This is a genomic window from Streptomyces sp. NPDC024555, assembly GCF_055559335.1.
This window is the reverse complement of record NZ_JBVHKV010000004.1, coordinates 315,166-341,840: the sequence shown is the minus strand read 5'-3', so window position 1 is coordinate 341,840 and position 26,675 is coordinate 315,166. Positions and strand designations below refer to the sequence as shown.

The following is a 26,675-nucleotide window of genomic DNA, read 5'->3' as shown; positions in this document are numbered from 1 at the left end:
CGAGGGGGAGTTGAGGCGTGTGCCGAGGGTGGCGCTGCACAGGGAGTTCCGCTACATCCACGAGCCGCTGCCGGTGGACGACCCGGCGATTCCGGTTCTGGGGCACGGGGAGCTGGTGGCGGACCTCCGGAGGCGGCTGACGTACTCCCACGGCGGCACGTTCCTGATCACCGGATTCCGGGGCGTCGGGAAGTCCACGCTGGTGATGCGGGCGCTGGAGGAGGCGGCCGGGGCCCGGCCGGCGGGAGACGTGCTGCTGCCCGTCCACCTCAACGTCGCGCGGCACATGGAGTCCGACCAGCTGCTGTTCGCCGTGGTCCGCAGGGTCTTCGAGACGCTGGAGGACCGGGGGCTGATGGAGCAACTGCCCGGAGACGTACAGAACGCGCTGATCCTCGCCTACATGCGGACCTCGCTCTCCTTCAAGCAGACGCACTCGGAGGGGAGCGAACGCGGCGGGACCGTGGGCATGTCGGCGTCGCAGGGACCCCTCGGACCCTTCTCGCCGAACGCGAACCTCTCGGGGAAGCAGATGAGTTCGCGCGCCACGGAAGCGTCCTTCCTCGCCTACTCGGAACTCGACGTCGAACACGACCTGGTACGAATCATCCAGCTCCTGGACCACGGCCACGTCCGCAGCGAGCGGCGCGGCCTCCTGCGCCGCCGCCGGACCACCCGACTGCGCATCCACCCGGTCGTCGTGCTCGACGAGGTCGACAAGCTCACGGAGAACTCGCAGGACGCGCTGACCGCGCTGGAAGCCCTGCTCGGACGCCTCAAGAGCGTGCTGACGTCCCGGGGAGCCCACTTCCTGCTGATCGGCGGACCCGACCTCCACGACAGTGCCCTCCGGGATGCCGACCGGGGGAACGGGCTGTACGAGAGCGTCTTCGCCTGGCGGATGTACGTGCCGTGCCTGTGGGAGGCGCCGGAGCGGCTGATACGGGAACTGGTGCGGCGGGGGGCGGAGGAGGACCGGGACGATACGGTGCCCGCCGCCGGCCGCCCCGGGGCTGGCCGCCCCGCCGCCGGCCGCCCCGGAGCCGGAAACCCGATCGCGGGCGGCGCCCCCGGTACGCCGGACCTCGGCCCCGACCCCGACCCTGGTCCCGGTCCCAATTCCGGCCCCGGCCCCGGCCCCAGCCCAGACGCCGACCCCAGCCCCGACCCCAGCCCCGACGCCGACCGCGACCCCAGCCCCGACCCCAGCCCCTGGAGCGACGACACGACCCAGGGCGACGCGCTTCCGCTCGAACTCCTCATCCGCTACCTCCGGTTCAAATCGCGCGGCGTCCTGCGGAGGCTGCTCCAGGAACTCAACGCGCTGGTCGTCTGGGACGACGACAGCGGTCGCCCGGCACTGGTGCTGGACGAGGACACCCTGCTGCGCGTCGCGTTCTACAGCGAGCTCGAATCCGTCGTGGCCGAGACCGTGACACCGGGCAGCGCCCGTGCCGGGCAGGCGCTCCTTCCGCTCGACGAGGACCGGCGTCGGCTCGGCGGCTTCCACATCCTGGACTGGATCCTGCGCAGCAGGGGGCGCGCCTTCACGGCCGGCGAGATCGAGTCGGAGATCGATCCGCTGCTCCACGTCGACCTGCCCTTCATCGACCGTCTGCTCCGGCATCTGGTGCGGAGGAACGTGATCACCGTCGTGAGCGAGCGGGGCGGGGCGGACCGTACGGTCATCGGCAACGTGGCCGCCGTCGGCGCCGCCTACTACCGCCTGTCCGACGCGTATGCCGACCGGCTCCCCGGCCTGGTCAGGTTCAGCGAGAGCGAGCGGGCGGACCTGGGGCTGGCGGGGGTGTTCGCGGACTCCGTCGCCCGGTCGTCCGTTTCTGACCGGTCGTGGGTCTCGGGAGGACGGGCCGCCCTCGACTCGGGGCTCTTGACCGGCGTCACACGGGCGCCGCTGCTGACGAGGCTCGCCGGCCGGTACGAGGTGGGGCCGCTGATCGGCCAGGGCGGAATGGGCGCGGTCTACCGGGGGCGCGACCTGCAGACCGGCGGCGACGTGGCGGTCAAGATGCTGAACACGGCCCTCATCACCGACGAGGCCATGCGCGCACGGTTCCGGCGCGAGGCGAGCATCGGGATGCGGATCCGGCACCGGCACATCGCGCGGACGGTGGACGTGGTGGAGGAACCGAACCTCGCGCTGATCATGGAGCACATCGAAGGGCCCACCCTGCGCACCCTCATACGCGACGAGGGCCCTCTCACTCCCGGGCGTACGGCCGTCCTGGCACAACAACTGGGCTCCGCGCTGGTGCACTTGGCCCACCTGCGGCTGTCCCGTATCGATCTGAAGCCGAGCAACGTCATCCTGCACCGGGACCGCGGCGGGGTGATCGTGGACCTGGGACTGGTGCACGGGACGCGGGGCGACGCCTCGCTGCCGGAGATCACCCTCGCGGGCATGATGGTCGGCACGCCCGGCTACATGTCCCCGGAGCAGCTGAACGGCGAAACCCTCGACATCCGGTCCGACATCTTCACCCTCGGCCTGCTCCTCTGGGAGTGCCTGATGGGCCGTTCGCCGTTCGCCGAGGGGCCGGTGCAGGCCCGGCTCTACGCGATCGTGCACGAGGACGTGGACCCGAGCCCCCTGCCGGTCTCGCCCCAGCTGAAGAGGGTCGTCCGCAGGTGCACGGCGCGCGACCCCCGCGAGCGCTACCAGACGCCGGAACAGTTCCTTGAGGACCTCGAAGGGACGCCCGAGGCGGGGGAACGGAACTCGGGTGCGGTGTGACGCGTAGCGATGCGCGTACGGAGAGGTGAGCGTACGGCGAGGTGCCCGTACGCGACAGACGCGCGTACGCGAGGGGTGTACGTGCATGACGGACAGAGGTACGCGACGGATGTGCGTACGGATGGGCGGAGGGTGCCGTGGCGGATATGTGGACGGGTGCGAGGGTACGGCTGCGAGGCGTCGAACCCGAGGACTGGCAGGGATTCCAGGACCTGGCCGGGGACACCGTGGACGTCCGGAACGCGGATCTGGTCGAGCCGCCGCGTTCCGCCGAGAGCTTCCGCGCGTGGACGGCGGAACGGGCCGGCCGGGCCCCGGGCGGTGAGGCGTTCCGCCTGGTCGTGGAGGGGCTGGCGGACGGGGCGTTCGCGGGGTCGGTGACGGTGGGGGAGACGGACGCCCGCGCTGGACGGTTCCGTACGGGCATCGAGATCAGCCGCGCGCACCGCCGCAAGGGGTACGCGGCCGAGGCGACCGGGATCATCCTGACGTACATGTTCGCCGAACAGCGCGCCCACAAGTGCGAGGTGGAGGTCTACGCGTTCAACGAGGCCTCGCTGGCCCTCTACCGCGGGCTCGGCTTCACCGAGGAGGGCCGGCTCCGCGACCACGAGTACTTCGCGGGGGCGTACCACGACGTGGTGCTGCTCGGGATCACCGAGGACGCGTACTGGTCGGAGCGGGAGCGCCCCTCGGTGCGGTGACGCCCGGGCGGGGGCCGTCGCGCGATTCCGTACGGGGCGACGGTGGCGTCGTGGCGCGATTCCGTACGGGTCGGGGGAGGCGTCGTCGCGTCCTCGCGTCCTCGCGTCGGTGGAAGGCCCAGGGCCCCGGAGCGCGGGCGCGGCTCCGGGGCCCTGGGACAGGCGCGGGATCAGTAGTGCCAGCGGTTGGCGCCGGACTGGAAGCTGCACGTGATCCGGCGTCCGGACGCGTCCGTGGTGCTGGCACCGACGTCCGACTTCCGGCAGAACTGTCCGGCGCGGTAGCAGTTGCCCGCGTTGGACCGGATGCTGCACACCTCCGTACCGGAGGAGCCGCCGCCGCTCGCGGAGGAACCGCCGTCCGAACCGCCCGACGAACCGGAACCGCCTGACGAACCGGAACCGCCCGAGGAGCCCGAACCGCCTCCGGAGGACGACGACGTACCGGACGACGCCTTCGGCGGGTTCGCGCACGACTCGCTCGCCACGACGGCCTTGAAGGAGACCCGGGTGGCGGCGGTGTACGTACCGTTCGACGGACTCTGCTTGCACACCTTCCAGTTGGAGGCGTGCACGACGTTCCGGTGCAGCTCGCTCGCGTCCGCGTACGAGACGGCGGCGACATGGTGGCCGCGCGCGTCCGTCACGGCCTTCTGGAGGTTCCACCCCGTGTAGTCGCGTACGGGGACCGCCGCGACGGGCTCCTTCGACGGCGTCGCGGACGGCGACGGCGACGCGGACTCCGACGGCGTGGGCGTCGGGCTCGGGCTCGGCGAGGCGGACGCGGAGGCGGCGGCCGAGGGCGAGGTGCTGACGGCGGCCGAGGCGTCGTCGTCGCCACCGGTGCAGGCGGTGAGGCCGAGGGAGAGCGCCACCAGCCCCGTGACCAGGGCCCCGTAGGCGCGACGCGCCCTGCCGCCGCCCCTGCCGCCCCGGACACCGCCGGATATCGAAGACCTCGGTGCAACCCGAAGAGACATGCCACCCCCTGCGTTCCTGCTCTCGGAAATCCGCCGCCGCACACGGGCGGCCCTCCGGGGCACGAGCCGCCCGGAGCGCGAGATGAGGAGGATCCTAATCCTGTTGTGAGGGTTATGTGTAGCTGATGGCGACATTGTGCGCACGAAGGGAGACGGTCGTTCCGGGCCGTGACCGAATCGGTCGTGGTTCGTGTCCGCGTGAACACCTGCGGTGGGGAGGGTGGTTGGGGAACGGGGGGTGTGGCGATGGGGTCGTACGGGCTGGGGCGCGGGGGCGGGCGTGGGGGTCCGCGCGGTGGTGGAGGCGGGGGCGGACGCGGGGGCGTGCGCGGTGGTGGAGGCGGAGGCGTGCGCGGAGCCGGGCGCGGGGGTTCGCGCGGGGGCGGCCGGCTCGCACTCCTCCTCCTTCTCTCCCTCCTTCCGCTGCTCCTGACCGGCTGTTTCGGACCCCCGCCGCCGCATGTCAGCGCCGTACGGGGCGTGGAGGAGGCCTTCCGGGTCCCGTTGCCGGTGCCGACGGACGGTACGGGCGGCTGGTCGCTGGTGGACCGGAAGCTGGGGGTCATCGGGCAGGGCACGGCGGTGGCGCGGATCGACGAGGAGGGGAAGGTGCTGTGGCGCACGACGCTGCCGGACGCGTTCGCGCTGACCGGCCGGCCGGGCGGGCCGCACGCGACCTCCGCGCCGCCGTACGGCACGCTGACGCTGGTCGGCGCGGCCGAGCACGGACGGTTCCCGAGCCTGGGGACGATCGACCCGGCCACCGGCGTCTTCACCCGGCTGACCGCGCGGCCCCCGCGGCGCCCCGCCGGAACGCTGCGCCTGATCAGGGTCACGTCCTCACCCGGCACCCGGTACCAGGCCATCGCCGCCACCTGCCTGCCCGGCGACCTCTGCACCCTCACCTCATGGGACGGGCTCACCGGCAAGGTCCTGTGGACCCGGCACCCCCACGGGCCGGCCGTCTTCGCGGAGCCCTGCGGCCGCTCGTTCCCCTCTTCGCCCCCCGAGGTCAACGAGTCCTGCGACCCGCTCGTACTCGTCGCGGACGGCCACCTCATGACGTTCCCTGCGGGCGAGGAGCAGCAACCCCTCTCCCGGCCCCTGCGCCTCCCCCCGGGCGACATCGGCCAGGTGATCCGCACCCTCTACCGCGTCATCGTGACCACCGTCCCCCACGCCCCCGACTGCCGGGCCCGAGTCGCCGCGTACGACTCCGACTCCCCGGCACCCGCCCCGGTCTGGCAGCGCACCTTCACCTGGAACCAGCCCCAGGCCCCCCTCCGCGACGGCTGCCGCTACGACCCCTCGATCCCCCTGCTCGTGTCCTCCGACCTCGTCCTGCCCGATGCCGCCGGCGCCCTCATCGGTGACGACTACCACGGCACCTTCCGCACCCGCCTCAACCCCGGCGAATACCCCGTCGCCCACCGCCCCGACATCGTCGCCCACCGCCCCGACGGCACCTACCGCCCCCTGAACCCCGCCCTCTCCAAGGGCCAGCACCCCCGCCCCCGGAACCTCACCCCCGACGCCCAGGTCCTCCAGGACGGCCTCTGGTACCTCCCCGGCACCGGCCGCCACGGCCAGATCCTGGCCCTCGACATCGACAACACGATCACCTGGCACCTCCCGTCGAGCGGCCCCCCGTTCCTCCTGACGGGCGACCGGCTGGTGTACGCGGAGGGCGGGGAGTTGGTGGGGGTGCGGTCGGTGGGGTGAGGGGCTCGCCAGAGGTCATTGACGGTCTCACCTCACCCTCTGTGGCGGCTCGGGGCCGCACGGTAGGGTCGACGCCGCAGTTGCTGCCGTATCGGCTGACCGTAAGCCGGTCTGAACCGCACCTTGCCAAGGTCTCGCCACGCATCGGTGCGCGACACCCGGCCTGCCCGTTCGTACTGGTGGTGGGCACCGAGTGAAGAGAGAGAACATGTCGCAGACCGAAGGCGCACGACTGTTCCGGGAATCCTGGATCGCAGGAGTTCACCGCCACTTCCCGGGCCAGCCGAAGGCCGGCTACATCACGCCGTGGGACGACACCCCGCAGTGGGAGCGCGAGGCCGCGGGCTCTGTCTACGAGCAGGTCCGGCACTTCGTCGAGATCAGCGGCGGCACGACGAAGCGGCTCTCCCGCGAGCAGAAGAGCCGCTTCGTCGCCACCTGCTGGACGGCCCAGATGTTCAGGCACTTCGAGGACCCGAAACCGGGCTACGTGGCCGACTGGCCGGACCTGCCGTCCTGGCAGCAGGAGACGGACGCGGACATCTTCGAGGCCATCGAGAAGGAGCTGTGAGTGACGGGTGCCGCTCGCACTGTGCAGATCAGCCTGACACTCTCGACTCCCTTCAAGTGACCTGTGTTTCTTATGGCGTTCCGGTCATCGAAGACGGTCCGGTCAATGACTCCGTCTCCGTCACCGCCCACGGTTCGGCACCGGCCGCTCTGTCAGCGAGTGCGGGCGGCAACGCCGAAATGACCGCTTCAACCGTTCGTGCGTGCAGGATGCCGAGGTACACGTACGGCCTTCCCGCCGAGGTCATCGCCGGGCGGATGCCGCGGTAGCCGCGCTCCGGGATGCCCAGGGCGGCAAGAGCCGCCTTCAGCCCCTCGCTTGCGGTCACGGCGACAGCGTAGTTCTCGTGCCATTGAGGAGCGTCCATAGAGATCATCAGGGAGCTCCAGGGGCGTGGTGTGGGTGTCGGCGGATGTTCACGGAGGCGTCGGTAGCGCGCGAGTAGTCCCCCGAGGATCGGGCCGTGCGGCGCTGCTCGGCCAGGCTGGAGCAGGTGTCGCAGCCTGTTACGGGTTCCGGTGGTGGAAGCGGGTCGAAAGAGGGGGAGCCGGAGGGGCGGCGGTTCGGTTCGTGATGTGGATCGCTCATGGGGCGAGGATCGCCACCCCTTCAGGACGTATCTCCACCAAACGCGGGGACAGTTGGCCCTCTCGGGGCTACGGTCCAGAAAAGGCCCAAACGTCGCTGGGGGAAGTCTTGAACGCCGCACTACGATCGGCTATGTCGGAGGCCCGGTTGTCGCCGCGCAAGCTTGCTGCCCGGATCGGCGTGGCGCCGAAGACGGTGGAACGGTGGCTTGCCGACGGCGAGTTGGTCCCGCACGCAAGGAACCGTGCTGATGCTTGTCAGGCGCTGAAGGTGGATGAACAGATGATCTGGCCGAAGGCAGTGCAGGATCGGGTGAAGTCGGGCCACGACCGGGAGCTCGTACAGGCCTACCCTTACCGTTCTGCGTGTCCGTCGACCGTGTGGGGTGCTCTGGTCGACGGAGCGACGGAACAGATCTTTCTGGCCGGGTACACGAACTACTTCTTCTGGCTTGAGCAGCCCGCCTTCGTGCAGACCCTCCACCGGAAGGCCGAGGCCGGATGCCGTGTCCGGGTTCTTCTGGGAGACCCTGATGGCGAGGTGACCCGGCAGCGCGAGCTGGTGGAGGATGTCGCACTGACCGTCTCCACACGCATCCGGATCTCTTTGGAGCATCTGGAACACCTGCGAACCGCCGGTCATGCGGAGGTGCGCTTCAGCAACAGCGAGGACGCCGTCAACCACGTGTCGCTGTCCGTGTTCCGCTTCGACCAACAGGCGCTCGTCACCCCTCATCTCGCCCGACTCGTCGGACACGACTCGCCGCTCCTCCACCTCCGGCGCCAGGGCGACGGCGGAATGTTCGACCGCTTCGCGGAGCACGCGGACGAGCTGTGGAGCCGAGGTGTGGAGGTGCCGAAGCCAGCAGAAGCCCATGGCTCCTGACTCGCCCCCGCTCAATCGCGCCTTGTGGACACCACCGGGGCTGACCAGGAGTTGCGAGTCACGGCCGCCGGATCAGGAGGCCGTGACTACCCGGCAGTGATCGCCGAGTAGGCCAGTACGTCGGCGGGCATCTCCTCCTGGAGCTTCCACGTGATCCCCATGGGCTTGCTTCCCTCATGCTTCACGTATTCGGCGAAGCCCAGCAGCATCCACGGCTGTGGACCCGCGATGTCGGTCTTCTTGTAGCGCCGGACGAAGAGGAGAACATGCGTGCCGAGCTTCTTGTGAGTCTGGTAGCGCATGCCCGTGCCGGACGTGTCCGAGGTGCGGTTCTGTGATTCCCAGTGGAAGTCGAACTCGCTCAGTGCGTAGTCCTTGTACCGGGTTTCGGGCGAGAAATCCCTCTCATCCTTCTCCAGGGTGATGAAGAGGGCATCGATCTGACTGCCCGGGCACCACCTCACCCCTTCGCGGAAGTGGCCGGGCATGAAGCCACCGACCACCGACTCGCCCAGGGCGGGGAGGATTTCCTCGCGGCTGTACGAGGCATGGACGGACAGAGGGAGTCCTGCGTGTGCGCCGGACAGCGGAATGGGGAGGTGGTCGGTGAGGCTGAGGGCGTGGGCCAGTACTTGGCGGAGTTCGCTACGGAAGGCCTCGTGGCCGCGCAGGGTGTCGAACCCGTGCTGGTAGCCGGCGAAGTCACCGCCCAAGGGCCACAGGCTGAAGAACAACATGCGTGCGTAGGCCTGCTCCATGGAGGTCAGTTCCTCGTACGCGGGGGCGTCATCCTCCAGGAGCTTGGTGTACATCGATACGCGCGCCGGGTCATCGACGGTCAGGAACGCGGAGACGCGCCTGAGGAGTGCGTCTTCCCCCTCGGGGCCCGTCGGGTCGAGGAGCTTGGCGCGGCGGAGGAGCCCCGTCCAGGAGTTGCCGTTGCCGCGGTAGAGCTCCTTGATCTCTCGACCGCTCTCGCGGAGGTAGTCGGCGAGCCGGGGTTGTGCGTAGGTCGCCACCTCGCGGGCGAGTTGGGTGACGTTGACGCTGAGCTGATTGCGGATGTTGGCGAGGATCAGGTCCTTGGCCTTCGTCTCAAGGATGATCTGGCAGCCGGAGGGAAGCTGGGGGAACTCGTCCTCAACGGCGTCGAGGAGGCGATTCCGCGTCAGATTGGTCAGGGCGCGGAACTGGTCCTCGAATCGGAACTCCTTGCGGTGCTGACCGATGAAGTCCAGGACGGTCAGAACAGCCTTGTCCTCGGTGCGGCGCAGGCCGCGTCCCAGCTGCTGAAGGAACACTGTGGCACTGGAGGTCGGCCGCAGGAGAAGCAGCGTGTCGACATCGGGGATGTCGAGACCCTCGTTGAACAGGTCGACGGAGAAGATGACCTGGATTTTGCCCAGCTTGAGCTGATCGAGCGCTTCCTGTCGCTCATGGCGCGGAGTCTCGCCGGACAGCGCGACGGCGTTCAATCCAGCCCGCCGGAAGTACTCGGCCATGAAGCGGGCGTGCGCCACGGACACGCAGAACCCCAGCGCCTTCATCGATCCGGGGTCGGTGACCTTGTCCCGTACGGCCTTGACGACGAGCCTCGCCCGAGCCTCGTTCCCCGTGAAGAGATTGCTCAGCGCTGTCGCGTCGTAGGCTCCCCGCCGCCACGTAACGGCGGTCATGTCGGTGTTATCCGTGATGCCGAAGTAGTGGAACGGGCTCAGTAGCTCGTTCTCCAGTGCCTCCCAGAGCCGCATCTCGGCAGCGATGCGGCCACCGAAGAACTCGTCCTGGATATTGCGGCCGTCCATCCTCTCGGGGGTGGCGGTGAGGCCGAGCAGTTCCTTAGGCGTGAAGTGGTCGACGATCCGACGGTACGTCGGTGATGTGCCGTGATGGAACTCGTCGATCACGATCACATCGAAGTGATCGGGAGCCAGGTCTTCCAGAGTGCGAGCGTTGAGTGACTGAACACTCGCGAACACGTGGTTCCAGTCCTCGGGCACCTCACCTCCGAGGCAGAGCTCACCGAAGTTCGCGTCGACCAGCACGTTCTGATAGACGCGCAGCGACTGCTCCAGAATCTCCTTGCGGTGGGCCACGAAGAGGAGTCGGAGGTCTCGGCCGTACTTCTGCCGCAGGTGCTTGTAGTCCAGCGCAGCCATCACGGTCTTCCCCGTGCCCGTGGCGGCCACCAGAAGGTTGTGATTTCTGCCGTGCACGGTGCGTTCGACTTCAAGGCGCTCCAGCATGTCGCGCTGGTGCGGGTAGGGCCGGACTTCCAGACCGGAGAGCGTGATGACGTTGCGGCCCTGGCCGCCCTGGGGGCCGCCGGCGTGGGCGAGGGCTTCGTCCAATCGCTGTGCGTCGGCATCGGGGTCGTACGGTTCGAAGGAGCGATCGCCCCAGTACGAATCGAAGGTCGCCTCGAATTTGCGCAGCACCGCGGGCGTGGCCACGGACGACAGCCGCACGTTCCACTCCAGGCCGTCCAGGAGGGCCGCCTTGGAAAGGTTGGAGCTGCCGACGTACGCGGTGTCGAAACCGCTCTCCCGACGGAAAAGCCACGCCTTGGCATGGAGCCGCGTCGAGCGGAGCTCGTAGTTGACCTTCACCTCGGCACCGAACTCGCGCACCAGCCGATCGAGTGCGCGGCGCTCCGTGGCACCGATGTACGTCGTGGTCAGAACCCTGATCGGAACGTTGCGCTCCCGGGCGGCGACCAGAGACTGTTCAAGTACACGCAGCCCGTGCCACTTCACGAACGCGCAGAGCAGGTCCACACGGTCCGCCGTAGCCAGCTCGGCGCGCAGTTCGAAGCCCAGGCTGGGGTCCTCGGGCGCGTTGGTGATGAGGGCCGTGTCGGAGAGCGGAGTGCCCGGCCGTACTGCGTAGACGCCCGGTGCCTCCTGCTTGGCGACGGCGAGCAGCTGCCGCGGGCCGTCGACGACCAGGTCGACCCACTCGGCTGCGCCTTCTAGGGTGCTGAGAGAGGCAAGGATGTGGTTCGCGGCGATGACCTGCTCCGCAGGCTTCAGGCCTTGCAGTATGTGGCGCACGACGGTCGCGATGTGGCGGGACAGCACGTGCGGTGCAGACTCGGCGCCTACGGTTGCGTCGATGGCGCGCCACCCCGCGGTGTTCAACTGCTTCACGCGCTCTTCAAGGCGGCGCGTGATCAGCGTCTCGTACAGTCCCGCAACTGGTGCCGATTCCGCTGCTGCATGACTGGCCATGGTCGAGTCCCCCTCATCACGCTGCGTACGTCAGCAGTTGTATCAAGGACCACTGACACAGCCACATGGGCCTGCCCTCTCTGTCAACGGCGCCTGATTCGGTCCGCTGCTGAAGGCCTTACACACTGAAGATCTCGTTCGTAGACGTCGCCCAGGGCATCCCGTACTTGGACGCGTATGTCAAAGGCGGTGAGTCTTTCGAACGATCTGGGGTTGAGGGCCAGCAGTTCTACACCGTCACGGACGGTGCTGGTCATCGGAACGGCCCCACCTGGGCCGAGGTGATGGATGAAGTAGTCGTCCTCCCAGATGAGTCCCAGTGAGTCCATGGCCGTGATGGCGTTGTCCCAGGACACCCAGCCTGAGGGAATGGCGGCGCTGTCCGCGTATGCCGGGGACGCTTGAATGCGGTAGGCGACGGAACGGATGACGGCCCGTCCTCCGCCGGCGTTGGCCAGGGTGACGGTCCGCTGTGAATGGCTGACCTTGTTGCTGTGGCCTTTGAATCCAGACCAGCTCAGTACGGGCTGCATGGTTTGGGAAAGCTGGGTTCGCGTCACGATGATGCCGGCCAGCAGGGCCACTACGGCCGCGCATGTTGAGGCGTCCAGCACGGTGAGACGCCAAGGCCAGGACTTGAGGGGTTCCTCGTTCAGATTGGCCTTGATGATTTCCCAGGTCAGGTTGATGAGTGCGAAGACCAGTAAGGCCCTCGGCCATCGCAGCGTTCTGCCGCTGGTTGAGACGCGCCGTTGTTCCCACTGCGGGTCGTCCACGTGCCCTCCCGATGCAATCGGGTCTCACAGTGCAACGGGCCGTGTCTTGGGGGCAACGGGACGGAGTCCGGTCAATTCGGGCTCCCGCACGTGTCGTCCCCGGCAAGTCGCGCCTGCCCGCCCGCTGGCCGGGACCGGCGCAGACGACGGCTCCGCGTCCCCGCTACACAAGGGACACGGGAGAGGACCTACGGCCGGAAGGGGAGGGGACGTGGTGAGTGGGCTTGAGGAGCGGATGGTTCGGCTGGAGCGCAGGGTGCGGGAGTTGGAGGAGAGGGAGAGGAGAGAGGAGGCGGTGGAGGACGAGGTACGGGCACGTGGGGCGGTGCTCGATCGGTTGCATCGGTTGCAGGCGGCGTTGGACGGGCGGGACTGAGACACGGTTCGGGAGACGTTCACCGCGGATGCGACGGGGTACGGGAGGCAGGGCGTCGAGGCGATCGTGGACGTGGTGAAGGGGCACCTCGGGGGGTGCGGGCCGACGCAGCACCTGCTCGGCAATACGCGGGTGGTCGTCGAGGGCCCCCGTGCCCGGAGCTTCAGTCTCGCCCGGGTCCATCACGAAGGGGCCGGGAGTATGCGGGGCTCGTTTTTCGAGTGCATGGGGGAGTACGAGGACAGGTGGGTACGGACGGAGTCGGGTTGGCGGCTCACGCACCGGGCCTTCGACATGCGGATCGGGCGGGGTGACTTCGGGGTGCTGCGTCCGGCTGGGGAGTAGCCGAGGGGACGTACGCGGGGTGCACCCGTAGGGCGGGCCGGAACCGGGTCAGCCAGGGGTGACGGGTGAGGCTTCCACCCTGGTGGCGATCGATCGTCGGCGCAGTGCCTCGGCCAGGAACTCCATCTCCACCCGTGTGCCGACGAGGCCCGCCTCACGGAGGGTCGTTGCTCGGGCCCTTGCCTCGGGCAGGGGGAGGTGGAGCGCGTCGCGCAGGGTCCGCAGGACGGCTACGAGGTTCGGTTCGGGGTTCGTCAGGCGGAGACGCACCGGGCCGTGCTCGGTCAGGAGGGCGTCGCGGATTCTGGTGGCGGTGGGTCCGGCCACGCCCTGCTCGCACCATGCGTGGGGGCAGCCGGTGCACTGGCCGGTGATGCTCCACCGCACCCGGCCGCGCTCGATGTACTTGCCGAGCTCCAGCGTGAGGGGACGGCCGCACTTCTCGCAGTGCGTCACGGTGGTCACCCCTTGCGTGATCACCGCGCTGCCTGGTCCAGCCCTCGTCAGGCAGCCAGATCCCGCACGAACACCAGCCCCCGCTTCCCGCTCAGCATCACTTCCTCGCCCGTCGGGACGAAGCCCGTGCGGGTCAGGACGGCGCGGGAGGCGGTGTTGGTGACGGCGGCCGCGGCGTGGAGGGAGGTGAGGGCGTAGGTGGTGGTGCAGAGGGTGAGGAGGTCGTGGACGGCGGTGGTGGCCAGGCCCTGGCCCGTGGCCTTCTCGGCGAGGCGGAAGCCGAGGTCCGCCGTGCCGTCGGTGACGTCGACGATGTTGAAGCGGCCCAGGATCTCGTCGGTGTCCGCCGAGACGAGGACGTGGAAGTGGCAGACGCCGGCGGACTGTTCGGCCAGCAGGGAGTCGAGGCGGGCCCCGAACTCCGCGAAGTAGTCGTCGCCCCGGTCGGGCACCGAGGCCGCGAAGAAGGCGCGGTTCTCGCGTTCGAAGGCGAGGAGGGCCGGGGCGTGGTCCGGACGCAGGCGTTCCAGACGGGCGCGCGGGGCGGCGGGCGGGGCGGGCTTGGGCAAGGGCTGGGGCTCGGGCATGGGCGGGAGGGTACGCGCGGGGCGGTTCCGGCGGTACCGGATATCCGGTGGTGCCGGATGTCCGGTGGTGCCGGATATCCGCTGGTGAGGGATGCGCGGTCCCGCCGCCTCCGCCCCGCCCCGTCCCGCCGCCCCCGTCCCGCCCCGTCCCGCCGCCCCCGTCCCGCCCCGTCATCCCGCCCCGTGGCACTCCCGGTACGTCCGGTCCGCGCCGCACCAGCACGGGGCGGAGCGGGGCGGGGGCCAGGGGAGGGCGCGGCCGCGGGCGGCGAGGGTGGTGGCGTACTGGGGGAGGAGGTCGGGGTCGGCGGGGGAGGCGGCCTCGGAGGCGGCGAAGGCCTCGTAGGAGGGGACGGTGCCGGTGACGATGCCGAGGTTCGGGGTGCCGGTGGCGTGGAGGTCGCGGAGGGCCGCTTCGAGGCGGGCGAGGTGGTCGGCGTGGGAGGGGTACTCCGTGGCCAGGCCCGGGTACGCGGCCAGGAGTTCGCGCAGTTCCGGCTCCGGCCAGTGGAGTACGGCCACGGGGAACGGGCGGGACAACGCCGTGCGGTAGGTGCCGAGTTCGGCGCGGAGGCGGGTGATCTCGGCGCGCAGTTCGGCCGGGTCCGAGGAGCCGAGGGCCCAGAGCCGCTTGGGGTCGTGGAGTTCGTCCAGGGGGACGGCGGCCGTGTGGAGGGCGTCCGCCAGCTCGTCCCAGGCGTCATGGGCGGCGCCCATCAGCCTGCGGACGCGGTGGCGGCCCGTGAGCAGCGACTGCGTGGCGTACGGGACCTCCTCGCCGGGGGCGATGAGCAGCGTCAGCGCGGCGGAGAAGAAGTCGTGGGCGGCTTCCAGCTCGTCGTGCGCCTCCAGGGTCTCCGCCGCGATCTCCCACGGCGCGGCCTCCCGGGGTGCCGCCGTCCGGATCCCGTCGATGATGGCCCTGGCCTCCGCCTCGTGGCCGTACTCCCACAGGTTGGCCGCGTTGAGCGCCTTCACCAGATACGGGTGCTCCGTGCCGGGGTGGTCGAGCAGGGTGTCGTAGAGTGCGGTCGCCCGGACGCGCTCCCCGGCGAGTTCCAGATGGGCGGCGGCCTGGAGCAGCAGAGGTTCGTGGTCCTCGGGATACTGCGCCGCGGTGCGCAGCAGGCGCTCGGCTTCGGTGGTGTGGTCGGCAGGCGTGTCGGGGCGCATGTCCCACACCGTACTGCCGTATCTCCGTGAGGCGGAGGCTTGTTCCCGCTGGGGGATCGGCGCCGCGGCGCGGACGGGGGCGTGGGGGCGTGGGGGGAGGAGAAGGGCGGGGGTGTCGTCCTCCTCCCCTGCGCGGGAGGGGGGCCGGCTGCGTCGTGGGTCTGGTGACTTGCCGGGGCCGGGCCTATCGTGCGGCCGTGCGCGGGCTGATGCGGATGCGGGAGTTGGTGCGGGAACGGGAACGGGAACGGGAGCGGCTCCGGGGCCGGGACCGGCAACGAGACCGAGATCGGGACCGGCAACGAGGCCGGGATCGGGATCGGCAACGGGTGCCGGAACGGCAACGTCGGCGCGGGCGGATTCCCGTCGTCGTGCAGCGGGACCCTCGCGGGCGGCGGCTGGCCGCGCGCGGGCTGTGGACGGGGGCCGAACTCGTCATGACCCTCGGCGTCGTCCTGCTGCTCCTCGTCGCGCATCAGCTGTGGTGGACCAACCGGCAGGCCCGTGCCGAGGCCGCGCACACCGTGGACGCCCTCCAACGGGACTGGGACGACGGGGAGCCGCCCGCCGGCCCGGACCCGGCCGAGCCCGCCGACGACGACCCCGCCGTAACGGACGACGCCGGCGACGGGGCCGGGGACGGCGGCGGCCGGGCGCGCCGGACCGCCGCGTCCCCGCCCCGCGCCTCCCAGGCGTACGCCGTCATCCGCATTCCGCGCATCGGGCTGACCGCCCCCGTCGCGCAGGGCATCAGCAAGCACGGCGTCCTGGACAAGGGGTACGTCGGCCACTACCCGCGCACCGCGCAGCCGGGGGCCGCCGGGAACTTCGCGCTTGCCGGACACCGCAACACCCATGGCGAGCCCTTCCGTTACATCAACCGGCTCCGCGTCGGCGACCGGATCACCGTCGAGACCCGCGACGCCGTGTACACGTACACCGTCGACAAGACCCTCGCCCGCACCCAGCCCGGCGACGGCGGGGTCATCGCGGCCGTGCCGCGCAGCAACATCAAGCCGTACACGGGCTACCGCACCGCCGGCTCGTACGTGACGCTCACCACCTGCACGCCGGAGTTCACCTCGCGGTACCGGCTGGTGGTGTGGGGGAAGCTGACGGGGGCGCGGGAGCGCTGACGGCGCCGGACGAGGACGAGGCCGTAAGCTTCCGCGACGTGCTCAGACGACGTCCGCAGTTGCTGTGGTTGCTGGTCCCCTATGTCCTCTACCTGGGGGCGCTGCCCTTCGTGAACCGGGTCGAGCCCGTCGTGCTCGGGCTGCCGTTCCTGTTCTTCTGGCTGCTCGGGGCGACGCTCCTCACCCCCGTCGCCGTGTGGCTGACCCGGCGGGGGGACCGCCGGTGAACGCCGCCGTCGCGACCTCCGTCTTCGGGGTCTTCATGGTCGCCACCGTGGCGCTCGGCCTGCTCGCCGTGCGGGGCCGGCGCGGGGGCGGGGGCGGGCTCGCCGAGTGGTCGGTGGGCGGGCGGAGCCTGGGGACCGTGTTCATCTGGGTGCTCATGGCCGGTGAGGGCTACACCAGCTTCAGTTACCTCGGCGCCGCGGGCTGGGGCTACAACTACGGGGCGCCCGTTCTGTACGTCGTCGCGTACATGTCCTGCGGGTACGCCGTCGGCTACGTCGTCGGGCCGATGCTCTGGGCGTACGCGCACAGGCACGGCCTCGTCGGGATCACCGACATGGTGGCGCACCGCTTCGGGCGGCCCTGGCTGGGCGCGCTCACCGCCGTGCTCGCGACCGTGTTCCTGCTGCCGTACATCCAGCTCCAGATCACCGGCATGGGCGTCGTCGTCTCGACGATCTCCTACGGCGCGATCAGCCTGAACTGGGCCTACTTCATCGCCTTCGCCGTCACCACCGGCTTCGTCGTCGTCAGCGGGCTGCGGGGCAGCGCCTGGGTCTCCGTGCTCAAGGACCTGCTGGTCATCGTCACGCTCGGCTTCCTCGCGATCTATGTGCCCGTGCACTACTTCGACGGGTACGGACCCTTCCTGGACCGGCTCGTCACCGAGAAGAGCGAGTGGCTGACCTTCCCGGGGCACGGGGACAGCGGCCTCGGACAGGCCTGGTTCATCACCACGTCGTTCCTCAACTCCCTCACCGTCGTGATCTTCCCGACCACCGTCGCGGGCTACCTCGGGGCGAGGAACGCCGACGTCCTGCGCCGCAACGCCATGTGGCTCCCCGCTTACAACGTCCTGCTCTTCGTCCCGATGCTGCTCGGCATGGCGGCGCTGTTCGTCGTGCCGGGGCTCGTCGGCGCGGAGTCCAACCTCGCCCTGTTCAAGCTCGTCGTGGACTCCCTGCCCGCCTGGTCCGTCGGGGTCATCGGGGTGGCCGCCGCGCTCTCCTCCATCGTGCCCATGGCCGTGTTCATGCTGGTCATCGGCACGATGTGGGGGCGCAGCGTCCTCTCGCTCGTGCCCCGGTGGGAGCGCCGCCAGAAGGGCGCCGCCCAACTGGTCGTCGTGATCGCGGGCGGTCTCGCCCTGCTCCTCACGTACACCGCCCCCAACACCCTCGTCCGGCTCTCGCTGATCTCGTACGAGGGGATGGCGCAGCTGCTCCCGATGGTGCTGCTGGGGCTGATGTGGCGGCGGCTGACCCTGGCCGGGGCGCTGAGCGGGCTGGTCGTGGGGGTCGGGGTGGTCTGCGGGTTCGTGTTCACGGAGAACGATCCGGTGTGGGGTGTGAACGCCGGCATCGTCGCGCTCGGGGCGAATCTGGCCGTGGCCCTCGCCGTCACCTACGCCGGTCCGCACGACCGGGACGACCGCCCCGACGACGAGGTGCTGGCCCGCGACGAGCTGGAACCGGTGGCCGGGCCGGCGGCGGCCGGCACGGCGGGGTGAGGTGAGGCACGGGGTCCGTACGGGCCCCGCCCTCATCCCCGTTCGCGCAGCAGCCGCAGGGCCACCGTCGCCACCACGGCCAGCCCCACCGACAGCAGCAGCGCGCCGTCCGTGCCCCAGCCGGTCGTGGCGACGGCGATGGTCACCGCGACGCCCGCCGAGGAACCGATGTAGCGGGCGGTGTTGTTCGCGCCCGAACCCATCGCCGCCCGCTCCTGCGGCACCGACTCGATGGCCAGCCGGGGGAGCGCGGCGTTCAGCAGGCCGCTGCCCGCTCCGGAGACCACCAGGGCCGGGAGCAGCCGCAGCCACTCCTCCGCGCCCAGGCGCCCGCCCGGGTCCAGGGTGCCCAGCAGGGCCAGGGCCCCGGCCGCGTGCAGCACGAATCCGGCGGCGGCCTGGCGGCGGGCGGCCACCCGGCCCGTCAGCCGGCGGGCCTGGAGCGCCACGGCGAACGCCGAGCCCGACCAGATCAGCAGCAGCCACGCCGAGCCGAGCGACGACACCCCCAGGGACCGCTGGAGCAGCGTCGGCAGATAGCTGAACAGGCCGATCACCGAGAGCCCCGTGAACAGTCCGCCGGCCGCCGAGGCCAGGAACGGACGGCCGCGCAGCAGGGCCGGGTCGATCAGCGGGGCCGCCGCCCGCCGCTCCACCGCGAGGAAGACCGGAACCAGCGCGAACGAGGCCAGCAGCGGCAGGACCACGGACGGGCGCGCCCAGCCGTCGCGGCCGAGCGTCAGCGCGGTCAGCAGCGCCGTCATCGACGTGCCCAGCACCGCCGCGCCCGCCAGATCGGGCCGGCCGCCGCGCGGGGAGCGGGATTCGTCGAGGACCCGGGCGGCGACGGCCGCCGCCGCCAGGGCGGCCAGGCCCAGTACGGCGTACGGCAGCCGCCAGTCGACCGGCCCCAGCCACCCGGCCAGCAGCGGGCCGAGCGCGATCCCGGCGCTGACGAACGCGCCCCAGACCCCCGTCGCCCTGATCCGCTCGTGCCCGGCCGGGAACGCGCCGACGAGCAGCCCCAGGCTCGTGGCCAGGATCGCGGCGCTCGCCGCTCCCTGCGCGACCCGGGCCAGGGTGAAGGTGAGGGTGTCGTGGGCCAGGACGCCGAGCCCCGAGGTGAGGCCGAGGGCGAGCGTGCCGGCGAGGAAGAGCCGGCGCCGCCCGTAGTCGTCGGCGAGGCTGCCCGCGACGAGCAGGACCACGGCGAGGCCGAGCGGCGCCCCGTTCAGCAGCCAGGCCTGGCCGGAGGGCGGGGTGGCCAGGGCGGCGGAGACCCCGGGCAGGGTGGCCATGGGGGCGGTGTAGTTCATCAGCGCCACGGCGGTGGCCGCCGAGGTGATCGCGAGCGTCGCGCCGGGGCGGCGGGCCGGGGGCGCGGGCGGCGGGACGGCCGCCGGGGCGGCGGTGCGGGGTCTGGGGCGTACGGGCTGGGGCACGGCATCGCTCCCGGGGTCGCCGGGGGTGCGGAGGGCATCCGGCACCGCCCGGTGCATCGATGAGTTCGGTGATTGAACTCGCTGGGCGTTGCTGACGCTAGCACGGTCGGTTCGTTCACCGAATCCATGTCTCGGTAAAGTTCGGTCACCGAACCCGCGACCACGTGAAGCTCGGTGGCGAACCCGGGGCCATGCAAAGTTCGGTCACCGAACCCATGGTGGGTACAGTGGGCCCATGGCCCTCGGCAAGGACTACGTGAACCAGCAGTGCTCCATGGCCCGCGCGCTGGAGGTGGTCGGCGAGCGCTGGACCCTCCTGGTGGTCCGCGACGCCCTCTACGGCGTGCGCCGCTACAACGACTTCCTCGTCCACCTCGGCATCCCGCGCGCCGTCCTCGCCACCCGCCTCCAGACCCTCACCGAGGCCGGGGTCCTGGAGAAGCGCCTCTACCAGCAGGCGCCGCCGCGCGAGGAGTACGTCCTCACCGAGAGCGGCAAGGCCCTCTGGCCCGTCGTCCGCGCCCTCAGCAGCTGGGGCCTCGACCACCTCGCCGGCACCCTGCCGATGCGCCTGTTCGTCCACGCGGAGTGCGGCACGGAGGTCGACGCGTACGGCGTCTGCCCGGCCTGCTCCGTGCCCGTACCGCCCGAGGAGACCGAGATGCGGCCCGGCGAAGGGCTCGACACGGAGACCGACAACCCGGTCGACCGCGTCTTTCTCACCCCCCGCCGGCTCCTGCGGCCCATCGAGGCCGATCGTGTATAACGGGTGAACGGGTGAGAAGCGCCGCGCCCCGCGCGCGGCGGCAGCAGAGCGGAAGGGGGAGGGCCGTGGAGACACGCCACCGCGACCGCAACCGCCTGCGCGGAGCCCTCGCCCGGGTGCTGCGCCCCGCCGGAATCCTGCTCTTCTTCCTCACCGAGGTCCTGCTCGCCGAGGGCGGCAGCCTCTCCGCCGCCGTGGCCCTCGCCGCCACCGCGGCCGCCGGCACCGCGCTCGTCGCCTGCTCGGTCATCAGCGCCCGCTGTGCCGCCCCCGTGCCCCGCACCCGGGTCCGCACCGCCATCCGCGACCGCGAGAAACGCACCGCGTTCCTGCCGCAGCGCGATCCCGACGCCAAGGGGCGCCGACGACCCCGAGCCCCCGGCCGTGCCCTCCTGACGGCCGCGTAGGGACCACGACCGCTCTTCCCTCTCCCCCTCCCCTGTTCGGTGGGCGCACAGCGCCCCGTGCCGTACGCGGAGGCCCCGCGCGGACCCGTCATGCCGACGCCAGCAGTTCTCTTCCCGGCACGACGAGACCCCCGGAGGGCTCACCCATGTCCGCTTTCATGTCCGCCTTCGCGAGCCTGGTCGGCGCGCTCGCCGATCTGCTCCACCCGCTGTTCCAGAACGCCTCCACGGCCGCCGCGATCGTCCTGTTCACCGCGCTCGTCCGCCTCGCCGTGCACCCCCTGTCCCGCGCCGCCGCCCGCGGCCAGAAGGCGCAGCGCCGGCTCCAGCCGCAGATCGCCGCCCTGCGCAAGAAGCACGCCAAGAACCCCGAGCGGATGCAGAAGGCGCTCATGGAACTGCACCGCGAGGAGAAGGTCTCGCCGCTCTCCGGCTGCCTGCCGAGCCTCCTCCAGATGCCCGCCTTCTTCCTGCTCTACCACCTCTTCTCCAGCTCCCGGATCGGCGGCGACGCCAACGAACTCCTCGGCCACCAGCTCTTCGGCGCCCCGCTCGGCGAGCGCTGGCGCGACGCGGTCGCGGACGGCGGGCTGTTCGGCACCCAGGGCCTCGTCTACGTCGGACTCTTCGTGGTCGTCGCCGCCGTCGCCACGTTCAACTACGGGCGCACCAAGCGGCAGATGGCGGCCAACCCCGTCACCCCCGCCACCGGTCCCGACGGACAGCCCGTCCCCGGCATGGGCGCGATGACCAAGGTCATGCCGCTGATGTCCTTCTTCACCCTCTTCACCGTCGCCTTCGTCCCGCTGGCCGCCGCGCTGTACGTGGTCACCAGCACCACCTGGACTGCCGTCGAGCGGGCCTTCCTCTACCGCGACCAGTCCGCCGCGGAGCCCGCCGTCGCCACCACCGCCTGACGCCCGCCACGGCCCGCCGGTCCAGTGTGTGAACAGGGTCTTGCGGAGTGATCGGATGTCTTGGAGGATCGGACAAGCCTGCGATGGCCGCCACCCATCCGACGGGCCCGACTCGACCAAGGGGAGTAAGACCGTTGAAGCTGCTTCGTGTGGGTACGGCCGGCGCGGAACGACCGGCGCTGCTGGACGGCGACGGAACCCTGCGTGACCTGTCGGGAGTCGTCCCCGACATCGACGGCGCGCTGCTCGGCGACGCGGACGCGCTGGCCCGGGTGCGGGCCGCCGCGGACGCGCCCGGCGGGCTGCCCGCGCTCGACGCCGAGGGGCTGCGGGTGGGCCCGCCGCTCGGCCGGATCGGCAAGATCGTGTGCATCGGGCTGAACTACCACGACCACGCCACGGAGACCGGCGCGCAGATCCCGCAGGAGCCGATCCTCTTCTTCAAGGCGCCGGACACCGTCGTCGGACCCGAGGACACCGTCCTCGTGCCGCGCGGCAGCGAGAAGACCGACTGGGAGGTCGAGCTCGCCGTCGTCATCGGGCGCACCGCCCGCTATCTGGACTCCGCGGAGGAGGGCCTGGCCCATGTCGCCGGGTACGCGGTGGCGCACGACGTCTCCGAGCGCGCCTTCCAGATCGAGCGCGGCGGCACCTGGGACAAGGGCAAGAACTGCGAGACGTTCAACCCGCTCGGGCCGTGGCTGGTGACCGCCGACGAGGTGCCCGACCCGCAGGCCCTGGAGCTGCGGCTCTGGGTCAACGGCGAGCTGAAGCAGAACGGCACGACGGCCGACCAGATCTTCCCGGTCGGCGAGGTCGTGCGCTACCTCAGCCACTTCATGACGCTCTACCCGGGCGACGTCATCAACACCGGCACCCCGGCCGGGGTGGCCATGGGCCGGCCCGACCCCAAGCCGTATCTGCGGGCCGGTGACGTCGTGGAGCTGGAGATCGCCGGACTCGGACGGCAGCGCCAGGAGCTGAAGGACGCGTAAAGATCGGAGGGGTGGCTTCCGTGGGGACGTCGGAAGCCACCCCCGCGATCCGTCAGCGGCCGATCCGCGTCGCGAACTGCTCCAGCGCCTCGACCACCAGCGCGTGGTCCTCCGCCTGCGGCAGCCCCGAGACCGTCACCGAGCCGATGACCCCCGCGCCCTCGACCGCGAGGGGGAACGAGCCGCCGTGCGCGGCGTAGAGGTCCGGGTCCAGCCGCGAGGCCTCGTCGAACGTCGTCCCCTTGGCCCGGAACCGCGTCCCTACCAGGTACGAACTCTCGCCGTACCGCTCGACGACCCGGCGCTTGCGGTCGATCCACGCGTCGTTGTCCGCGCTCGACCCGGGCAGCGCGGCGTGGAACAGCTGCTGCGCCCCGCGCCGGATGTCGATCGCGACCGGCGCGTGCCGCTCCCGGGCGAGCGCGACGAGCAGGCCGCCGAGCGCGTACGCGTCGTCGTACCCGAAGCGCGGCAGCGTCAGCCGGCGCTCCTGGGCGATCAGCTCGGAGATGGTCGGAGCGGTGTGGCTCATACGGGCAGCTCCCCGGAGCCGGCGGCGGGGGCCGCGGGCAGGGTGACCGTGACGCCCTCGCGGGCCGAGCGGCGCGCGGCCTCCAGGACGTCCAGGGTCGCGGCGGCCTGCCATCCGGTCACGGGAGGCGCGCCGCCCTCGCGCAGGGCGCGGGCGACGGCCGCGTAGTACGCCGGATAGTCGCCCGGCAGCGTGGCGACCGGGTCGCCGCCGCCCGTGAGCGGGGACTCGCCCGCGCCCAGCCGGCCCCACAGCTCCTCGTCCTCCACACCCCACGGGCCGCCGGCCCCCGGGCGGGCCCCCTCGCGCAGGGCGGCCTCCTGCGGATCGAGGCCGTACTTCACGTACCCGGCGTCCGAGCCGAGCACCCGGAAGCGCGGACCGAGCTGCGGCGTCGTGGCGCTGACGTACAGATGCGAGCGGACCCCGCCCGCGTGGGTGAGCGCGAGGAAGGTGTCGTCGTCGGCCGCCGCGCCGGGCCGCCGCACATCGGCCTCCGCGTACACCCGCACCACCGGCCCGAACAGGACGAGCGCCTGGTCGACGACGTGGCTGCCCAGGTCGTAGAGCAGCCCGCCGATCTCCGCCGGGTCGCCCGACTCGCGCCAGCCGCCCTTCGGCTGCGGGCGCCAGCGCTCGAAGCGGGACTCGAAGCGCCGCACCTCGCCCAGCCGGCCCTCCTCGACCAGGGCGCGCAGGGTCAGGAAGTCGTTGTCCCAGCGGCGGTTCTGGAACACCGACAGCAGCAGCCCGCGCTCCTCGGCCAGCGCCGCCAGCGCACGCGCCTCGGCCGCGGTGCCCGCCACCGGCTTGTCCACGACCACCGGCAGCCCGGCCTCCAGCGCGGCCGTGGCCAGCGGGACGTGCGTCTTGTTCGGCGAGGCGATCACGACCAGGTCGAGCGCGTCCGCCCGCTGCCACAGCTCGTCCGGCGAGGCGGCGAACCGCACCCCGGGGAACTCGGCGCGGGCCTGCTCCCGGCGCTCCTCGTTCGACGTGACGACCGTGTCCAGGACGAGGCCGTCGGTCGCGGCGATCAGCGGGGCGTGGAAGACGGAACCCGCCAGGCCGTAGCCGACGAGTCCGACGCGCAAGGGGGGCCGGGGCGCGCCGGAGGTCCCGGGAGTCGTGTGGGCAGTCATGCACCCCACTTTGGCAACGCTGTTGCCTAAGTGCAAGCGCGGGAGACAATGGGGCGGTGAACAGGAGCAACAGCGGAGCGAACCTCCCGGCGCTGCGCAGCCACAACACGGCGCTCGTGCTCGATCTGCTGCGTACGGCGGGCGAGCGCGGCATCAGCAGGCTCGGCCTGGCCGCGCGCACCGGCCTCACCCCGCAGGCCGTCAGCAAGATCACCGCCCGGCTGCGCGCCGAGGGCCTGGCCGCCGAGGCCGGCCGCCGCGCCTCCACCGGCGGCAAGCCGCGCACCGTGCTGCGCCTGGTGCCCGAGGCCGGGCACGCGGTGGGGCTGCACCTGGACCGCGACGGACTCACCGCCGTGCTGGCCGACCTCGCGGGCACCGTGGTCGCGAGCCGTACGGCCCCGCTCGACCTCGGCGCCCCGCCCGGCGAGGTCGTCACGGCCGCCGCCGGCGCGGTCGACGCGGTCCGGGGCGACGGCACCCGTCCCGTGCTCGGTCTCGGCGCCGCCGTGCCGGGGCCCCTTGACCACCGCGGCGGCGTCCTGCACCGCGTCACCGGCTTCCCGCAGTGGGACGGCTATCCGCTCCGCGACGCCCTCGCCGCACGCACCGCCCTGCCCGTCGTCATCGACAAGGACACCAACGCCGCCGCCCTCGGCCTCGCCCTCCAGATACCGGAACCGGCCGACTTCGCCTACCTCCACCTGGGCACCGGCCTCGGCGCCGGACTGGTCATCGGCGGAGAGGTCCACCGGGGCGCGCGGACCGGGGCGGGGGAGTTCGGGCACCAGACCGTGCAACTGGACGGACCCCCGTGCGGCTGCGGCGGACGCGGCTGCATCGAGGCCCTCTGCCTGGCGGCGGTCGCCCGGGGGGACGTGACGGAGGCCGCCCGGGTCCTCGGCACCGGCGCCGCCAACCTCGTCGGACTCCTCGACATCGGACGCGTGGTGCTGGGCGGCCGGCTGGTCGCCGCCGACCCCGAGGCGTACGTCCGGGGCGTCCGCGCCGTGCTCGACGAACGGGCCCGCCGCGACGGGGCCCTCGGCGTCCCGGTCCCGGTCGCCACCACCACCGGGGGCGACCGCCCGGTCGCCGAGGGAGCCGCCCAACTCGTCCTGGCACCGCTGTTCGGGAGGGTGGCGGGGGACTACGGGCGTACGGAGGGGGAGTAGCCCCTCCGGCGGGAGCAGCCCCTCCTGGCGGGAGCAGCCCCTCTGGGGGGAAGCCGACCCTCCGCGCGGGGCCCGGCCCGGCCACCGGCCCGGGGGAGCGGCCCCGGGCCGGTCCGAACGGGCGGTCCGCCGCCGCCGGCCGGGGGACCCGGCGGCATGTCGGACGGGGCGGGACGCGGGCGCTGTGGCAGCGTCGCCGTGTTCCTGCCGGTGAACTCCGGGCCCGGGGCGAGCCGACCCACTCCCAGCGAAGGCTGCCCGCCATGCCCCCCACACCGCCCTCCCCGAACCCTCCCCCCGGGACCTCCGCGCCCGCGCTGCCCCAGGCCACCGGGCGCACCCGGCACGGGCTCGCGCTCGGGCTGGCCGCGGCGAGCGTGGTGCTCGGCGGGGCCGCGCACGCGTCCGCCGCGCAGGCCCGGGGCACCGCCGACCGGAACGCCACGGCGCCCCGGGCCTCCCTGGCCGACCAGCAGCCGGAGTGCGGGGACGAGAACGCGGCGGACTTCCCGATCGACACCCGCATCCACGGCGGCCCGGACACCTACGCCTCCGGCGGCGGCTACGGCACCTGGTTCCTGGACCTGACCAACACCACCACCCGGCCCTGCCACGCCATCCACCCCGTCCTCGTCCTCACCGACGAGGAGCGCACCCTGACCGCCGACCAGATCCAGCTGGAGTTCTCCGAGCGCACCCGCCCCGGCGTGGAGCACCGGGTCCGCTGGGAGACCACCGACCGCGACGAGCACATCGGGGTCTTCGGCGGCGACGGCGACTCCTTCCCCGGCTTCACCGTGCCGCCCGGCCGCACCGTCACCGTCCAGGTCCGGCTGGCCTTCACCTCCGACACCAGCCCCGGGCGGATCACCGCGAACGCCGCGATCGTCCAGCGCCGCTCCGGCGGCGACCCCGCGGGCGGCGGCGGTGACGGGGAGTGGGTCGGCGAGTCCGAGGACTACCCCTTCACCGTGGTCGACGACGACGGGGCCCCGGCCCGCGACGACGCCGACGACCCCGGCACGGACGACCCCGCCACCACCGGACGGCGCCCCGTCGCCCCCGGCCTCGATCCGGCGGGCGTCCCCGAACTCGCCCGCACCGGCATCCAGGTCCCCGTCCCCGTGCCCGCCCTCACCGTCGCGGGCTTCCTGATCGGCGGCGGCGCCGTCGTCCTGGGCGCCCGGCGGGCCCGCCGCACCGGCCGCTGACCGGCACCGGCGGGTTCCGGCCGCCGCGCGCCGCCACGCCCCTCGGTGTTCATGTCCGTCTGCCACGAT

The 26,675-nt window shown here is 71.9% G+C and carries 24 protein-coding genes and 1 pseudogene; 15 read left to right on the top strand and 10 right to left on the bottom strand.

Annotated features, from left to right (window positions below; genetic code table 11):
• Positions 1–28: 28 nt before the first annotated feature.
• On the top strand, positions 29–2,755 hold the full coding sequence (locus tag ACZ4FH_RS09160; RefSeq protein ID WP_467303431.1) for a serine/threonine-protein kinase: 2,727 nt from the start codon (positions 29–31) through the stop codon (positions 2,753–2,755).
• Between the two features lie 137 nt (positions 2,756–2,892).
• The gene (locus tag ACZ4FH_RS09155; RefSeq protein WP_467303430.1) at positions 2,893–3,459 is read left to right on the top strand and encodes a GNAT family N-acetyltransferase; all 567 of its coding nucleotides are present in this window, start codon (positions 2,893–2,895) and stop codon (positions 3,457–3,459) included.
• 170 nt (positions 3,460–3,629) lie between these two features.
• Here ACZ4FH_RS09155 and ACZ4FH_RS09150 read toward each other — a convergent pair whose 3' ends face one another.
• Positions 3,630–4,439: a hypothetical protein gene (locus ACZ4FH_RS09150; RefSeq protein WP_467303428.1), complete on the bottom strand. Its 810-nt coding sequence runs from the start codon at positions 4,437–4,439 to the stop codon at positions 3,630–3,632.
• A gap of 348 nt (positions 4,440–4,787) precedes the next feature.
• Here ACZ4FH_RS09150 and ACZ4FH_RS09145 point away from each other — a divergent pair, with 348 nt between their 5' ends.
• Together ACZ4FH_RS09145 and ACZ4FH_RS09140 are read left to right on the top strand one after the other, a co-directional pair.
• Complete coding sequence (locus tag ACZ4FH_RS09145; protein ID WP_467303427.1) at positions 4,788–6,161, top strand: hypothetical protein; 1,374 nt, start codon at positions 4,788–4,790, stop codon at positions 6,159–6,161.
• A gap of 208 nt (positions 6,162–6,369) precedes the next feature.
• Entirely contained in the window at positions 6,370–6,732 is a 363-nt protein-coding gene (locus ACZ4FH_RS09140) for a hypothetical protein (protein WP_467303425.1), read from the top strand.
• A 70-nt stretch (positions 6,733–6,802) separates the two neighbouring features.
• On the opposite strand, the gene ACZ4FH_RS09135 is transcribed toward ACZ4FH_RS09140, so the two are convergent.
• Positions 6,803–7,060: a hypothetical protein gene (locus ACZ4FH_RS09135; protein WP_467303423.1), complete on the bottom strand. Its 258-nt coding sequence runs from the start codon at positions 7,058–7,060 to the stop codon at positions 6,803–6,805.
• A 392-nt stretch (positions 7,061–7,452) separates the two neighbouring features.
• On the opposite strand from ACZ4FH_RS09135, the gene ACZ4FH_RS09130 reads away from it, so the two are divergent.
• Entirely contained in the window at positions 7,453–8,205 is a 753-nt protein-coding gene (locus ACZ4FH_RS09130; protein ID WP_467303421.1) for an XRE family transcriptional regulator, read from the top strand.
• An 86-nt stretch (positions 8,206–8,291) separates the two neighbouring features.
• Here the strand turns inward: ACZ4FH_RS09130 and ACZ4FH_RS09125 are convergent, their stop codons facing one another.
• Both ACZ4FH_RS09125 and ACZ4FH_RS09120 read right to left on the bottom strand, forming a co-directional pair.
• Positions 8,292–11,435, bottom strand: coding sequence for a DEAD/DEAH box helicase (locus ACZ4FH_RS09125; protein WP_467303420.1), 3,144 nt, complete (start codon positions 11,433–11,435; stop codon positions 8,292–8,294).
• 83 nt (positions 11,436–11,518) lie between these two features.
• Positions 11,519–12,211: a hypothetical protein gene (locus ACZ4FH_RS09120; protein ID WP_467303419.1), complete on the bottom strand. Its 693-nt coding sequence runs from the start codon at positions 12,209–12,211 to the stop codon at positions 11,519–11,521.
• 388 nt (positions 12,212–12,599) lie between these two features.
• Here ACZ4FH_RS09120 and ACZ4FH_RS09115 point away from each other — a divergent pair.
• Positions 12,600–12,932, top strand: a pseudogene (locus tag ACZ4FH_RS09115) (nuclear transport factor 2 family protein); the annotation flags it as partial.
• Between the two features lie 48 nt (positions 12,933–12,980).
• Here the strand turns inward: ACZ4FH_RS09115 and ACZ4FH_RS09110 are convergent.
• From ACZ4FH_RS09110 to ACZ4FH_RS09100, 3 genes are all read right to left on the bottom strand, one after another.
• Complete coding sequence (locus tag ACZ4FH_RS09110) at positions 12,981–13,397, bottom strand: hypothetical protein (protein ID WP_467303417.1); 417 nt, start codon at positions 13,395–13,397, stop codon at positions 12,981–12,983.
• Between the two features lie 38 nt (positions 13,398–13,435).
• Positions 13,436–13,975, bottom strand: a complete 540-nt coding sequence (locus ACZ4FH_RS09105) for a GNAT family N-acetyltransferase (protein WP_467303416.1) — start codon at positions 13,973–13,975, stop codon at positions 13,436–13,438.
• Positions 13,976–14,146: 171 nt separating this feature from the next.
• Positions 14,147–15,148 (bottom strand): SEC-C domain-containing protein, encoded by a 1,002-nt coding sequence (locus ACZ4FH_RS09100; protein WP_467303414.1) that lies wholly within the window; start codon positions 15,146–15,148, stop codon positions 14,147–14,149.
• Between the two features lie 371 nt (positions 15,149–15,519).
• Here ACZ4FH_RS09100 and ACZ4FH_RS09095 point away from each other — a divergent pair, with 371 nt between their 5' ends.
• The 3 genes from ACZ4FH_RS09095 to ACZ4FH_RS09085 all read left to right on the top strand — a co-directional run bounded on the left by ACZ4FH_RS09095 (position 15,520) and on the right by ACZ4FH_RS09085 (position 18,019).
• A complete protein-coding gene (locus ACZ4FH_RS09095) occupies positions 15,520–16,284 on the top strand; it encodes a class E sortase (protein ID WP_467303413.1) in 765 nt (254 codons plus the stop codon).
• Between the two features lie 68 nt (positions 16,285–16,352).
• Positions 16,353–16,511: a DUF3311 domain-containing protein gene (locus ACZ4FH_RS09090; protein ID WP_359082505.1), complete on the top strand. Its 159-nt coding sequence runs from the start codon at positions 16,353–16,355 to the stop codon at positions 16,509–16,511.
• Complete coding sequence (locus tag ACZ4FH_RS09085) at positions 16,508–18,019, top strand: sodium:solute symporter family protein (RefSeq protein ID WP_467303412.1); 1,512 nt, start codon at positions 16,508–16,510, stop codon at positions 18,017–18,019. Before ACZ4FH_RS09090 ends, ACZ4FH_RS09085 begins: the two co-directional genes overlap by 4 nt.
• 32 nt (positions 18,020–18,051) lie before the next feature.
• Here the strand turns inward: ACZ4FH_RS09085 and ACZ4FH_RS09080 are convergent, their stop codons facing one another.
• Positions 18,052–19,461, bottom strand: a complete 1,410-nt coding sequence (locus tag ACZ4FH_RS09080; RefSeq protein ID WP_467303410.1) for an MFS transporter — start codon at positions 19,459–19,461, stop codon at positions 18,052–18,054.
• 235 nt (positions 19,462–19,696) lie between these two features.
• On the opposite strand from ACZ4FH_RS09080, the gene ACZ4FH_RS09075 reads away from it, so the two are divergent.
• From ACZ4FH_RS09075 to ACZ4FH_RS09060, 4 genes are all read left to right on the top strand, one after another.
• Positions 19,697–20,227: a winged helix-turn-helix transcriptional regulator gene (locus tag ACZ4FH_RS09075; protein WP_467303408.1), complete on the top strand. Its 531-nt coding sequence runs from the start codon at positions 19,697–19,699 to the stop codon at positions 20,225–20,227.
• A gap of 65 nt (positions 20,228–20,292) precedes the next feature.
• Complete coding sequence (locus tag ACZ4FH_RS09070) at positions 20,293–20,634, top strand: DUF6412 domain-containing protein (protein WP_383640629.1); 342 nt, start codon at positions 20,293–20,295, stop codon at positions 20,632–20,634.
• 146 nt (positions 20,635–20,780) lie between these two features.
• Complete coding sequence (locus ACZ4FH_RS09065) at positions 20,781–21,551, top strand: YidC/Oxa1 family membrane protein insertase (RefSeq protein ID WP_467303406.1); 771 nt, start codon at positions 20,781–20,783, stop codon at positions 21,549–21,551.
• A gap of 134 nt (positions 21,552–21,685) precedes the next feature.
• On the top strand, positions 21,686–22,546 hold the full coding sequence (locus ACZ4FH_RS09060) for a fumarylacetoacetate hydrolase family protein (protein WP_383640624.1): 861 nt from the start codon (positions 21,686–21,688) through the stop codon (positions 22,544–22,546).
• A 52-nt stretch (positions 22,547–22,598) separates the two neighbouring features.
• Here ACZ4FH_RS09060 and ACZ4FH_RS09055 read toward each other — a convergent pair whose 3' ends face one another.
• Both ACZ4FH_RS09055 and ACZ4FH_RS09050 read right to left on the bottom strand, forming a co-directional pair.
• On the bottom strand, positions 22,599–23,078 hold the full coding sequence (locus ACZ4FH_RS09055; protein ID WP_467303405.1) for a heme-degrading domain-containing protein: 480 nt from the start codon (positions 23,076–23,078) through the stop codon (positions 22,599–22,601).
• The gene (locus ACZ4FH_RS09050; protein ID WP_467303404.1) at positions 23,075–24,220 is read right to left on the bottom strand and encodes a Gfo/Idh/MocA family oxidoreductase; all 1,146 of its coding nucleotides are present in this window, start codon (positions 24,218–24,220) and stop codon (positions 23,075–23,077) included. The genes ACZ4FH_RS09055 and ACZ4FH_RS09050 overlap by 4 nt, the downstream gene beginning before the upstream one ends.
• 56 nt (positions 24,221–24,276) lie before the next feature.
• Here ACZ4FH_RS09050 and ACZ4FH_RS09045 point away from each other — a divergent pair, with 56 nt between their 5' ends.
• Together ACZ4FH_RS09045 and ACZ4FH_RS09040 are read left to right on the top strand one after the other, a co-directional pair.
• Positions 24,277–25,395: an ROK family protein gene (locus ACZ4FH_RS09045; protein WP_467303402.1), complete on the top strand. Its 1,119-nt coding sequence runs from the start codon at positions 24,277–24,279 to the stop codon at positions 25,393–25,395.
• Positions 25,396–25,658: 263 nt separating this feature from the next.
• Entirely contained in the window at positions 25,659–26,606 is a 948-nt protein-coding gene (locus ACZ4FH_RS09040; protein ID WP_467303401.1) for a hypothetical protein, read from the top strand.
• Positions 26,607–26,675 lie beyond the last annotated feature (69 nt).

Excerpts from the sequence above, each read along its gene's own strand:
- ACZ4FH_RS09150 (WP_467303428.1), bottom strand. The coding sequence starts at position 4,439 with ATGTCTCTTCGGGTTGCACCGAGGTCTTCGATATCCGGCGGTGTCCGG.
- ACZ4FH_RS09140 (WP_467303425.1), top strand. The coding sequence starts at position 6,370 with ATGTCGCAGACCGAAGGCGCACGACTGTTCCGGGAATCCTGGATCGCA.
- ACZ4FH_RS09130 (WP_467303421.1), top strand. The coding sequence starts at position 7,453 with ATGTCGGAGGCCCGGTTGTCGCCGCGCAAGCTTGCTGCCCGGATCGGC.
- ACZ4FH_RS09125 (WP_467303420.1), bottom strand. The coding sequence starts at position 11,435 with ATGGCCAGTCATGCAGCAGCGGAATCGGCACCAGTTGCGGGACTGTAC.
- ACZ4FH_RS09105 (WP_467303416.1), bottom strand. The coding sequence starts at position 13,975 with ATGCCCGAGCCCCAGCCCTTGCCCAAGCCCGCCCCGCCCGCCGCCCCG.
- ACZ4FH_RS09100 (WP_467303414.1), bottom strand. The coding sequence starts at position 15,148 with ATGCGCCCCGACACGCCTGCCGACCACACCACCGAAGCCGAGCGCCTG.
- ACZ4FH_RS09075 (WP_467303408.1), top strand. The coding sequence starts at position 19,697 with ATGGCCCTCGGCAAGGACTACGTGAACCAGCAGTGCTCCATGGCCCGC.
- ACZ4FH_RS09065 (WP_467303406.1), top strand. The coding sequence starts at position 20,781 with ATGTCCGCTTTCATGTCCGCCTTCGCGAGCCTGGTCGGCGCGCTCGCC.
- ACZ4FH_RS09055 (WP_467303405.1), bottom strand. The coding sequence starts at position 23,078 with ATGAGCCACACCGCTCCGACCATCTCCGAGCTGATCGCCCAGGAGCGC.
- ACZ4FH_RS09050 (WP_467303404.1), bottom strand. The coding sequence starts at position 24,220 with ATGACTGCCCACACGACTCCCGGGACCTCCGGCGCGCCCCGGCCCCCC.
- ACZ4FH_RS09040 (WP_467303401.1), top strand. The coding sequence starts at position 25,659 with ATGCCCCCCACACCGCCCTCCCCGAACCCTCCCCCCGGGACCTCCGCG.